This is a genomic window from Paenibacillus sp. UNC451MF (assembly GCF_000686845.1).
Classification (GTDB): domain Bacteria; phylum Bacillota; class Bacilli; order Paenibacillales; family NBRC-103111; genus Paenibacillus_S.
Map to the genome: position 1 here is coordinate 203,461 of NZ_JMLS01000013.1, position 12,639 is coordinate 216,099.

Annotated in this window: 9 protein-coding genes; 7 read left to right on the top strand and 2 right to left on the bottom strand. The window is 36.6% G+C overall.

What is annotated here, in order from left to right; genetic code table 11:
- The first annotated feature begins 16 nt into the window (after positions 1 to 16).
- The 7 genes from BP97_RS0116115 to BP97_RS38885 all read left to right on the top strand — a co-directional run bounded on the left by BP97_RS0116115 (position 17) and on the right by BP97_RS38885 (position 10,067).
- On the top strand, positions 17 to 2,572 hold the full coding sequence (locus tag BP97_RS0116115; RefSeq protein ID WP_028550019.1) for a DEAD/DEAH box helicase: 2,556 nt from the start codon (positions 17 to 19) through the stop codon (positions 2,570 to 2,572).
- A gap of 160 nt (positions 2,573 to 2,732) precedes the next feature.
- Entirely contained in the window at positions 2,733 to 2,981 is a 249-nt protein-coding gene (locus BP97_RS0116120; protein ID WP_028550020.1) for a hypothetical protein, read from the top strand.
- Between the two features lie 338 nt (positions 2,982 to 3,319).
- Complete coding sequence (locus BP97_RS0116125; protein ID WP_028550021.1) at positions 3,320 to 3,904, top strand: hypothetical protein; 585 nt, start codon at positions 3,320 to 3,322, stop codon at positions 3,902 to 3,904.
- A 243-nt stretch (positions 3,905 to 4,147) separates the two neighbouring features.
- Positions 4,148 to 4,675 (top strand): DUF1643 domain-containing protein, encoded by a 528-nt coding sequence (locus tag BP97_RS38880; protein WP_051620641.1) that lies wholly within the window; start codon positions 4,148 to 4,150, stop codon positions 4,673 to 4,675.
- 949 nt (positions 4,676 to 5,624) lie between these two features.
- Positions 5,625 to 6,560 carry a sulfate adenylyltransferase subunit CysD gene (cysD, locus tag BP97_RS0116135; RefSeq protein ID WP_197035475.1) on the top strand — a complete coding sequence of 312 codons (936 nt, stop codon included), beginning with the start codon at positions 5,625 to 5,627 and terminating at the stop codon, positions 6,558 to 6,560.
- Between the two features lies 1 nt (position 6,561).
- Entirely contained in the window at positions 6,562 to 8,271 is a 1,710-nt protein-coding gene (locus tag BP97_RS36515) for a GTP-binding protein (protein WP_051620642.1), read from the top strand.
- Positions 8,272 to 9,080: 809 nt separating this feature from the next.
- A complete protein-coding gene (locus BP97_RS38885) occupies positions 9,081 to 10,067 on the top strand; it encodes an FkbM family methyltransferase (protein ID WP_051620643.1) in 987 nt (328 codons plus the stop codon).
- A gap of 121 nt (positions 10,068 to 10,188) precedes the next feature.
- Here BP97_RS38885 and BP97_RS0116150 read toward each other — a convergent pair whose 3' ends face one another.
- A complete protein-coding gene (locus BP97_RS0116150) occupies positions 10,189 to 11,751 on the bottom strand; it encodes a glycosyltransferase family protein (protein WP_028550023.1) in 1,563 nt (520 codons plus the stop codon).
- Positions 11,752 to 11,916: 165 nt separating this feature from the next.
- Entirely contained in the window at positions 11,917 to 12,639 is a 723-nt protein-coding gene (locus tag BP97_RS0116155) for an SDR family NAD(P)-dependent oxidoreductase (protein ID WP_028550024.1), read from the bottom strand.

The following is a 12,639-nucleotide window of genomic DNA, read 5'->3' on the forward strand; positions in this document are numbered from 1 at the left end:
GAAAGGAGATGAGTCAGTGAATAATTTAATTGAAAAAGCAGAAAGTAGCAAAAAAGTAATAGAACTATTAAAAAAAATTAAAAAAATTGAAGTGAAAAAAGATCTTTTTGAAACTGTTGAGGACCAGATTGAAGAGGTATCAATAGAGGAAAAGAAAATATTACTGGAATCCGCTCATTTTTTAGCTTCTTCTACGAATGTTGAAAATCAGAAAAAAGCACTAAACATTGCAACAACTCTACCTTTGATCAGCCACTCTAATGGCATAAACCTAGCTTCGCTATTAGTTTTAAGAAAATTAGGGAACTATCCTGCAATATCACTACTTGAACGTCGAAAAGATATAAGCGATTATAAAAGATTGCTTGGAGGATTAACATCAGTTGAAGCTTATGTAGTAGAAAGTCTCAACATAAGAAAGTTCTTTGATAGGGAGTATCTATTAACGAATTTTCAGAAAAAAGTTGTTGATTTGGTTAATTTTGGTGACGGAATTAGTATCTCAGCCCCCACATCTGCAGGGAAATCATTCATATTTCTGAAAATACTTTTAGATATGATAAATAATCAACTTGGAGCAACTGTAATATATATAGTACCTACAAGGGCTCTTATTAAGCAAGTTATGAACGACCTATTAGGATATATTAAAGAGCTGGAACTCAAGAATATTTATGTAGGTTGCTCATCGGAGATAGAGCCATTAGTAAATAAACCAGACAGATCAAACATATTAGTATTGACACAAGAGAGATTATATCAATTATGTGCAGACGTAAATTACTCAAAAAAATTAAACACAAGATTAGTTATAATTGATGAAGCTCATAATATACAAAGTGAAGGTAGGGGTGTTTTACTAGAAAATGCTATTAAATTCGCTCAAAACCTCTGGCCACGAGCGAAAGTGCTCTTTTCTAGTCCTTTAGTTAAAAATCCAGAAAAGTTATTAGAAACTTTCAAAATAGGAGAAGGTATTGGAGAAAAAGAGAGTTTCCCTTTAGTAAGACAAAATTTGATAAAAGTTATTGTGAGTAAAGATAAATTATTGATTAAGACAATTTATGAAGAAGATAACGATGAAATTTTGGTTGGTGAAGTACAATATAAAAATAGCGGGAGAGAAGCTGGATATAGACTGCTAGCTGACGTGACAACTTCACTTTGGAATAACCAAACTTCAATTGTTTATGCAAACGAACCGATGCAATCAACAGATGTAATTCGGACTTTAATGAATAGCGGTAAATTTCAACCATTAAACGATGAAAGACTAAATGAGTTTGCAGACTTTATAGAAGAATTTATAGCTGAGAATTATGAATTGGCTGCTTTCATTAAGTGCGGACTAGCATTTCACTTTGGTTCTTTGCCAGCAATAATAAGGTCGGGCATTGAAGACTTATTTAGGGCAGGGGCGCTAAAAATTGTTTGCTGTACCTCTACATTATTAGAGGGAATGAATATGCCAGCTAAAAATATTTTTGTTTATAAGCCTGAAAAGGGTAGAGGTGAACCGATAGATAAACTAAACTTTTGGAACTTAGCAGGTAGAGCTGGTAGGATGGGAAATGATTTTTCAGGAAATATTATTTGTATCGAAATTGACAAATGGAAAACGAACCCAACAAATGGAGAGCGATTACAAGAAATAACACCATCTTCCGAAAAAAGGCTAAAACTCGATAGTGGAAAGTTTAAAGAGTATTTACTAAATAGAAATACAGCTAGACAGGTTGATGATTACGATGAACAATTAACCTCTTTGATAATTAACGAAAGAGTTCAGGGGAGAACTCTAGTTGGTTCTATATATGAAGATGAAAATAATGTTCAAATACTGAAAGAAATTGATCAAATTTCAGAAACTATGATTGATGAATTTTTACCCCCAAAAGAATTGTTACAGAAGATTCCTGGGATTATGCCTGAAAGGATTAATGATCTGTGGCGGTTTTTTGAATCGGTTCAACTGGATATAAGTGAGTATATACCGTTGTATCCTGTTTATAATTATGGTACCAGCTATCAAAGGTTTATAAATATTTTAGTATTAATAAATAAATTCTTTGAAGGAGATAGCTGGAATGAAAGATTCATTCGTAAAATTAGTTTTACAGGATATAGATGGATGCTGGGCACATCACTTTCACAGATTATCTTTTATAACAAATCTTTTCTTGAAAAAGACCAAAGAAAAATAACTAGTCACCTAAAATCGCAAGTCGATTTTCTCAACAATACGATCAGATATAAAATAGTAAAATATACGCAGGTTTATAATGATGTTTTAAAAATGTTTCTAGGCTCTATTGGTAAGAACGATGAAGTTGACAAAGTTGTTAATTTATCATCATATTTAGAGTATGGAGCATGTTCTATTCCAGCTTTGGAGTTTATGGCAATTGGGCTTCCTAGAGAAGCGGCAATAATCTTATCAAGTAAAATAGGATATCAAGAGATTTACACAAATGATTATTGCATTGATTGGTTGAAAAAATTTAGAATTGATACCCTTGATATCTCTAGTTATCTGAAAAAACAGATCCAATTAGTCCAGTTGAGTCTATAAAATGAATGTTTCTGAAAATGTATAAATTAAATAGCTGCGGCACAGTAAGCATCATCTAATGATGGTGCTTTTTCTTATGTCAGGAGAAATGCAGGAAATATGTAATATTAAATCGAAAATCTATATTATTGCATCATAGAGTCTTTTTGGGGGATACTTCATGAATGTAAATGATTTTGAGAAGTTACTAGAGCAAGTACTAACGCTGTTGATTCAACAGCATGTATCCTCCAACCAAGCAGCTGAGGCTTTAATGGATTCGCATCAAGGAAGACAAAAGAGAATTGCACTTATAAATAAATTAAGTGGTTTTAAACTAAAAGATGTAATCGCTAGTGCTGGACACATTAATTTTTTAACTGAATGGGAAGCAATAGCATACATCTTTGAGGAACAAAGTAGTCCATAAGGGATATCACGGTCAATCCGATATTGATATAAAGGAAACAGTTGAAAGTCTATTGAAGAATTGCATTGATGTATTTGCTTTTCTAAATAATGAAGTAATAAAACTGCAAACTAAGACCTGATTATATTTCGATGAAGAACTGACCTTCTGATAAGACAGCATTCACGCGTCGAGGGTTAAGCCCCTAGATCCGCGAGGATTTTCGACGAAGGGTTAATCAGCGGACAACCCCTCACTGGCTAAGTCGGCAAGCCGACCCGCTGCTACGCAGCTTAAGTCAGCGGGGGTGAGCGAATGCAAGAACGTTATTAGAAATCCATTAAGAACGGAGTTAAATTATGATCTCATTTACATTTGAAATAAGAAATATTGAGTTCCACTACTTGAAAGAGAAAGTGGAGATCGAAGGTGTTATTAGCCATTTAAAGACTCTTGAAGGGATTCATTATCAATTAAGTTGCTATTCGTCAGCAAATAATTATCAAAGAGTCTCCAATCTTGACGAGGTTTTAAAAGAGAAACTTGGTAGCCGTCAGACACTCTCCCCAAACATTCCCGCTAAATTGGGTATCGATTACGACATAGTAACAACAATTAATAACTCTAGAACAATTATTGAAATCGAGAAAGCAAACAAGGAAAAAATATTATACGACTTGTTAAAGGCTCATGTGTATTTAAATGAAAATAAAGATATATTCATACTTATTGTTCCTAAAGAATGGATACACAGTAAAGGGAAAGAATTTTTATTCCAATTAGCGATAGAAAGATTTGAAATGTGTATAGAGTATGGGATGTGCAATAAGGATGTAATGAGCAGGACTATTATTATGGGCTATGATCAATTTATCGATAGTAAACAATTAACAAGAACAGAATATAACCATATTGTGGAGAAGTGTAGGGAGTTCTTATCATAAGGCTTTCTGGTGCATTTGGTGTAATACAAAGAACAAAAGGCATGGACTTCTGATAACACGACATTCATGCATCGGGCCATACGACCCTCGGTCCGCAGAAGTTTATTCGAGGAAGTTGGGCTGCAGACAATCCTGCACCGGTTAAGTCTTACGACCCGTTCGCTACACTCACTTAAGGTGGTAAGGGTTTCGTGAATGCAAGAACGTTATGTGAAATGGCATATGATAAAAACAGGAGGTCTTATGAAAGAGTATTTTGGGACCGTAACATCAAAAGCAATATATGAAGACAGTCAGAGGAAATATAGGTACTATCTCGAACGAACTTGGGAAGGACAAAAAGAAAAAGTAAATAAGACAGCAACAATAGTTATGCTAAACCCAAGTTATGCCGATGAATTCAAAACGGATACATCAATAATGAGAGTAACTAATTTACTTGTAGATATGGGATACAATTGTTTGAGGATAGTTAATTTATTTGCATATGTGGCTACGGTGCATACTGCGCTTAGTAGTACTATTGGTAATACTGGAGATAAAAATAATGAATGGATAACGAAGGCAATAATGAACGTAGACCTTTTAATTATTGCTTGGGGCTCAGATGAGAAAAAACATGTACGACGGAAAAGAGAAGTAACCCAAATTATAAATAATCTTTCGAGGACAGAAAAACCAAAAAAGATTAAGTGGTTTGTTGATGAAGATGGTCGAAAGGGGAGACATCCTAGTCGATTGAAAGAACTAAAACTTGTAGATTATTCATAGGTGTATGCCACTTCACATAACAGCTTTTCACGCATAAGGCATTCAGCCTCGGTCCGTGGAACCAAATTCAGAGATGCTGGTACCGCGTGTAAATGCATTAGCGTGCGCATACTGACTAAAGGGCTATTAATACAGAGTTGTTTTGGTGTTACATATTTTTTGCTTTAACCATGTGGACTGTTAACGTAACGACAGCTAATAAGTCGCCTTTTATCAAACAACGTTAAATTTAACATTAAATTTAACGAAGTCTTATAAAAAGCCGTGAAAAATGATTAAAGATATTTCAGTTAAATATGCTAAAAACCCGCGAAAACCGCGGGTTCGATACCTATTGTTCATGATGTTACAGTATAAGACATAATGGGCGGCACGATGTAATAAAACCGACAATCTGCCGTAAAAATGCCGCAAAAATTCGTGATAAAGTAAAGTAAAGAAAAAAATATAAATATAACTGACTGCAAGAACATTGATTCTATGCGGGAGCAAGTAATTATAACAGATGCCGCGGTAAAGAGATTGCTTCCCGCATACGGTACATGTGTTAGCAAATTGAGAATTATTGAAATTTAAATAATATACCATCTCTTATCTTAGGATTAGGACGAATAATAGTAAACGAAGTTTGGGGACGCGAAATGTTGCGTCCCCAATATTTATTTTACTAGCAGAATATTTAATGTTCGCATGGATAAATGAACAGGGTTCGACTCCCACAACGTAAAGAACCCGCTGTTCAGGCGCAACGAAGTAAGCTCAATTGTGTCACACAGTGATTATTGTTTTAAAGGGAGCGTTATTTTTCGGAAAAATACTACAGTATTCGACCCAAAATAATAGAAACAATGAGAATTTTAGATTCTTCCACTTTGCATAAAAGTTAGAATCTGATAGAATATAAACAAATACTATAAACTTAGTAGGGATTAATAGGAGGCGCCTTTCCATGCAAAAACTGACGCAGCTGGATCAACATGATTCCATACAAGAAATGACGCACTTGGATCAGCTCGAAGCTGAAGCGATTTATATTATACGAGAAGTAGCGGCGGAATGTGAAAATCCCGTAATGCTGTATTCGATCGGGAAGGATAGCTCCGTGATGCTGCATTTGGCGCTGAAAGCTTTTTATCCCGAGAAACCGCCATTTCCTTTCATGCATATTGACACAACGTGGAAGTTTAAAGAAATGATCGAATTCCGCGATCGCAAAGCTAAAGAATTTGGGATCGAAATGATTGTTCACTCGAATCAGGAAGGTGTTGATCAAGGGATCAACCCATTTGATCATGGTGCCTCGTATACCGATATTATGAAAACCCAAGCATTAAAACAGGGATTGGACAAATACGGATTTACAGCTGCGTTTGGCGGTGGAAGACGTGACGAGGAAAAGTCGCGTGCGAAGGAGCGAATTTTTTCATTCCGGAATAAGAATCATGCGTGGGATCCGAAAAACCAACGGCCGGAAATGTGGAAGCTTTTCAACACAAGAATCAATAAGGGAGAAAGCATCCGCGTCTTCCCAATATCCAACTGGACGGAAAAAGACATCTGGCAATACATTCGCAGAGAAAACATTGATATTGTGCCTCTCTATTTTGCAAAAGAAAGACCCGTCGTCAATCGCGATGGACATATGGTCATGGTGGATGATGATCGCTTGAAACTCGAACCCCATGAAAAAGTTGAAATGAAGAAGATGCGGTTTCGCACATTAGGCTGCTATCCTCTTACTGGCGGAGCCGAGTCTGAGGCGGATACGCTAGATGCCATTATCGAAGAAACACTTGGTGCAGTTTCATCCGAACGGACAACTCGGGTTATTGACCAAGAAGAGGCTGGAAGTATGGAAAGACGGAAACGGGAGGGCTATTTCTAAAATGAAAAGTCTGCTTAAATTTATTACATGCGGAAGTGTAGATGACGGAAAGTCCACTTTAATTGGACATATGCTTTATGAGGCCAAGCTTTTATTCGCCGACCAGGAAAGAGCGTTAGAGCTGGACAGCAGACTTGGCAGCCGCGGCGGCAAAATTGACTATTCCTTGCTTCTTGATGGGTTACTTGCCGAACGCGAACAAGGGATAACGATTGATGTGGCCTATCGGTATTTTACTACGGATCACCGTTCATTCATTGTAGCGGATACACCGGGACATGAAGAGTATACACGGAATATGGCAGTTGGCGCATCCTTTGCGGACCTTGCCGTCATTCTTGTGGACGCAACAAAAGGGATAATTACCCAAACCAAACGGCATGCCCGGATTTGCGCACTCATGGGAATTAAACATCTTGTATTAGCCGTGAACAAAATAGATTTAGTGGATTTTGATCAAAAGAAGTTTGATAATATCAAAGAAGATTTCCTCCAAATGACAGCCGAATTTCAACTTCAAAGCATACAAGTGATCCCTGTTTCTGCTACAGAAGGAGATAATATTACAAAAAAATCACAAAATACACCTTGGTATGAGGGCCTTCCTTTATTATCATATTTAGAAAATGTGGATGTTCATAATACGGATGAAGCGAAACATTTTATGATGCCAATTCAGCGTGTATGCCGACCGGACCATACGTTTCGCGGTTTCCAAGGCCAGATTGAGGCTGGCAGTATCGCGGTAGGCGATGAGTTGACGACTTTACCTAGTCGCGAAAAAGCGAAAGTCAAACGCATCTTAGTGACAGACCAAGACCGAGATTCAGCCCATGCCGGACAACCCGTAACCATTCAATTAGATCGTGAGGTCGACGTTTCGCGGGGCTGTGTATTCACGAAAGACAGTCAAATTAAAGAGGCGGATAGTTTTAGCGCCACGATTCTTTGGATGGATGATTCCGTACTAACACCAGGTAAGAATTATTTGGTAAAAGTAGGGACGAAAGTCCTGCCAGGTACCCTGACGGCCATTATGCATAAAATCGATGTTAATACTGGCAACACGGTTTCAGCAGATCGAATTATTAAAAATGAATTGGCAAAATGCGAATTTTCTTTATCGGATAATATTGTTTTTGATTCCTTTGAGGAATATAAAAGCATTGGCGGATTTATTCTGATCGATCGCGTAACCAATATGACATCCGCTTGCGGAGTTATTGATCAAGCTCTTCAAAGTTCCGACAGATTGGTAAAGTTAGATACGGAAGTTACCAGAGAGGTTCGTGCCCAACAAAAAGGACAGAACCCATTAACTCTATGGTTCACCGGTTCAGATTCAGATAAATCAACCCTTGCGAAGGAAGTCGAAAAACGGTTGGTATCGGCAGGCTACCATACCATGTTACTCGAGAATGGTCAGGGAGAATCAGCGCGGCGAATGGTGGAAGTTGCAAAATGGATGAACGATGCGGGACTTATTGCATTGGTATCGATTGATTCCCCATACGACAACGACCGAGAAATCGCGCGAGACATCATTGGCAAAGAATATATAGAAGTTTATGTAAACGGACCGCTTGCAGGCAGCTCGAGCACAAACGATGCACCAGGGAACGCGGAAATAGAAATCGATTCAAGCAGGTATTCAATCGAAGAAGCCGCGAATGTTGTAGCGAAACAAATTATGAAATATTTAATCAATTAGTAGTAAACTTTTAGTCGTGGACTACTACTTTATTCCTCATGTGGATTTAACCTGTGTTTGGTAGCGCAATCGAGCAACGAAATAGTCTTTTGAATATGCCTATATCATCGTGAATAGTGATGTAGGCATATTTTTTTGTGTCCGCGGTTTGGGGCAATGGAATCATATATTTTACAGAACGTGTGAAACCACAGAAAATTATCAAACGGATATGAGTTTTGTGCGGAGCGAACAGGAGATTCTCTATTTTTGGTTCATGTGGTTCCATAATATGAACCCATTTAATAGTTACTTGGTACATGTATCCACTAATGTGCCTATTACTTTTCTATTGGTGTTAAAATCTCTCCTAAACCAAAAAAACGAACATAATACGAACGTCAAAAAGCCAGTAATATCAAGGCTTCAACCCACTATAACAGTTTCTATAAAACTCTCAGATTAATCCGCATACAGTGCATGTGGAGTGTTACTCACTGTTAGTTTGGAGCAGGATCAAGAATACGGAGAAGTAACAGTGTAAAATGAAGAATCCCTTTGCAAATGTAGTAGAATTTCGACATAAACCTACAATTTTAAGTTCGTCTAACCGATATATAATGGTAAAGGATCTCGTGAAGATCTGGGGGATATTAGCAACAAATTTGAATAAAAAGTGATTCATATTCTCTCGTTCAGAGATAAAGAGAGCGCAGTTCTAATAATTTTTCTACTTTTTCCTGTATCCTATATTATAATAATTATATCTTTATTTTGGTATTTGCAAAAGGTGATAGTAAATATTACGCTAAGAATGAGGGGACATAACATTGGAAGGTAAAGATAATTTAGTAATCAATAGAGATGAATTAAAAAATATTTTAGCAAATTCCATTGATAATGGAATTCAATCGTTATTAAAATACAATACTCTTTCAAATTATCTGGATAAACGGCTTGAAGATCCAAGTGAACGTGTTCTATTAAATGATGTCTTGGCTCATCGTATATGGAAAACCCCTATACCTAATATGGAGGATTTTAAACAATTTGCACAGAAAGTAGAAAGTTATTATTCAACTAGTCCATTAGAAGATCCTAGCGGTGGCTATGACAACTTTGGAGTAACTAGGTATTTTAACTTTATGGATTTTGAAGAATTACTGGTCCCAATGCATTCTTGGACGTTTACTTCAACTGCAAAGATAATGTATTCTAACCAATATAACCATCCTAAGGTTCATATTGAAAAAGGCGATTATGTCTTAGATGCAGGAGTATTATTTGGAGATACGAGCCTATGGTTCTCTTACCTTACTGGAGAAAAAGGAAAAGTATTTTCATTTGAATTTACACCGGCTTTTATTGAGCGAATACAAAATAATCTGGAGATCAATTCGGAATTAGCCTCAAGAATTAATATAAATCCATTTGCTTTATGGAACAAATCTGGGGAGAAGCTTTGTTTTACTGAAAAAGGTGGAGCGACTCAGATTAATCAAAAAAATAGTTCGGATGGTGCTGTAACAGCTGAAACAATAACAATTGATGATTGGGTAGAACAATATAATATTGAAAAGTTAGACTTCATTAAAATGGACATTGAGGGTGCTGAGGTGCGAGCATTGAATGGAGCCAAAAGGACCATTCAAAGATTAAAACCAAAATTGGCTATTTGTCTTTATCATAATGATGCTGATTTTGTGACCATCCCAAGTCTTATTGATTCCTTTGGAGTTGACTATGAATTTTATCTAGGACATCATACACCAGCGTTTGCAGAAACAGTATTGTATGCAAAACCTAGAATGAGATAGTTTTTCTTTGTAGTAAAAGAACCGGATATCCTAAAAGTATTTTTAGGATATCCGGTTCTTTTGGTATGATGCAGATGTTTAGTATCTAAATTTAGCAAGGAACTTTATAAGTTATAATGGACTAATAATTTGTTACAAGCTCTGATTCTAATCCAGCCAAGATATCCTCTTTAATACGTTTTCCGCTCAATCCATCAGAGAATGGAATACATTGATGGAATGCTTCGAGCCGTTTTTCTTTTAAAGGATCTTCACCACGTTTACACATTTCGATAAATTGAACCATAGCTTCTGCTCCAGTTCCCTGATAGTAACTATCAACCAAATGGCTAACCGCTTCGGTCATCGGCTCTTTATAATCAGAATTATGAACATACATTACTGGAATGTTCATTGCAGCAGCTTCAATCATCACAGCTGACCGATCAACAATAATATAATTTGCCTGGAATAAAGCAGGGCGATAATCATCATCTTCATACTGGTAGACATTATCTTGTAAGGAAAGTATTGTTTGTAGTTCCGACCCTTTACTTTTATCTTCTTTTAACCATCGGAACATTTCGTAAAACTTTGGATGTGGGCAAAAGACAAACAAGTAGTCGGGGTAATCTATTATTTTTCTTGCAAACGTTAAATATTCATCAATATAAGGAGTAACCATTACTTTTCCTTTTTCTTTTACTTCAAATTCTTTTGGGAAATGTACTTTCCAAAGAATGATTTTTCTTCCTTTTGCTGCTTCTTGGATTTTATTTGAAACATATTCCTCTTTCGAAGTATACAATTTGTCGAATTTAGGATGACCAACGGCCTTAACATTTTGTGCGCCTATTTGAGAATGCATGATATATTGTTCTCTCATTGATTCGGAGATGGTGTACACTCTCCAGCAATTTCTGACGACTTCATTCTGAAAATGTGCCGCACGGGAACTTTCAGTATCACTTATTTCAATACCATAGGGGATGTAAATGACTCTTATACCCATTGATTTAATTTCATCAGCCCATAGATGTCTAGGACGATGCCAATGACTGTAGGGGGTTTGCATGACAAGGATATGCGGTTGGTACTGCTCAATATTAAAGCAATTGTAATCTATATATTGTATATTTTTTTTATCTAAAAACTCTCTTGCTGTTTTTATTTGAGTTTTTTCTTCTACTTCATGATCAAATAATATTACCTTGACTTCGAATCTATCGTCATTGAGGCATTCTTCCCAAAAACTTTCCCATGATGGCCAGAATGAGGCAACCTGGAATAAAAATATGATTTTTATTTTAACTCGAGGTAGATATTTATTTTTATTAATAACATAGGATATGTCGGCAATTCTCTTATTGGTGACTTCTTCATTCAGGTTAGCCTGAGCACCATGATGCTTAATTTTTTGTTGAATGTTGTTTGTATTCTCTATTACTACTTTTTTTATTTCCAGTTCACTTTTCCAAACACGCTCATCTATTAACCTCGTGATTTCCTGTTGGTTAAAATTAGATTCCTGTATTTTCTTTTCAATGAATTCTTTCATATTGTCTTTAAAATCATTCATTTTTTGTTCAATATTGTCCAATAAGGATTTCATCATTTCCTCGATGTGATGCTCTGTAAACTTGAGACGATTATTAATCCCATTCATTATTTTTTTTTCTTCATTTGACATACTATCTTCTATCATTAATAATCACTCCTAATGCTTGAATGGTACCATTGTTCAAGTTGTTACAAGAATATTATACCAATTGGAAGAAAACAGGAGCTGTATCAACAGTCCTGTTTATAGACAACGTGCTTATTCCCTTCATCCCAAATCTCATCAAAATAATATGGCTTATCTCACGAGCTAAGCCATATCATACCCGCCACAAACAGGGATAACAGCTCCATTAATGTAGCTGTTCATGATAACACTATAGCAAAAATCTGCAATTTCTTCTGGCTGCGCGAATCGATGTAAAGCGATTTTGTTTTCGATTCGCTGCCGGTGGTCGGGTGCTTTGCCGAGCTGTGCTGGTGTATCTACAAAACCTGGGCAAACGGCATTGATTCTGATCTGTTTTGCTTCGTAGATTTTGACCATACTACGGCATAGCATATGAAGGGCCGCTTTGGAAACGCCGTAGCTGATAGAGATGGCATGAGGGTATAGACCCATCACAGCACCGATACATACAACTGATCCTCTGTCTGCCATATGATCATACAGTTTCTGCATTAAAAAGAAAGGTATGTTGACATTGGAGTCCATAACATGCTGCCATTGCTCAGGTGTAACCTCTTGGAAATCAGTCTTGTCCGTAGCGTAGCTGTTGAGCACAAGATAGTCTAATCGAGGACAACGATTCGTTATTGTTTCGTATACCGTAGTCAAACTATGCATTTTGGACATATCGGCTTTAATAATATAATAATTGGGGCTAATGGAAGAAAAGATATCTTCTGCAGCACGAGCATTATCCTCATTGTGAGCAAAGTTTGCGAAAACAAAGCAGCCTTCCTCCAGCAATTTTTTGGCAATAGCTAGACCGATACCGGAGGTAGATCCTGTAACAAGTGCGTATTTCAC

Coding starts and splice junctions, on each gene's coding strand:
- BP97_RS38880 (WP_051620641.1), top strand. CDS start 4,148: ATGAAAGAGTATTTTGGGACCGTAACATCAAAAGCAATATATGAAGAC.
- BP97_RS0116150 (WP_028550023.1), bottom strand. CDS start 11,751: ATGATAGAAGATAGTATGTCAAATGAAGAAAAAAAAATAATGAATGGG.
- BP97_RS0116125 (WP_028550021.1), top strand. CDS start 3,320: ATGATCTCATTTACATTTGAAATAAGAAATATTGAGTTCCACTACTTG.
- BP97_RS36515 (WP_051620642.1), top strand. CDS start 6,562: ATGAAAAGTCTGCTTAAATTTATTACATGCGGAAGTGTAGATGACGGA.
- cysD (WP_197035475.1), top strand. CDS start 5,625: ATGCAAAAACTGACGCAGCTGGATCAACATGATTCCATACAAGAAATG.
- BP97_RS0116120 (WP_028550020.1), top strand. CDS start 2,733: ATGAATGTAAATGATTTTGAGAAGTTACTAGAGCAAGTACTAACGCTG.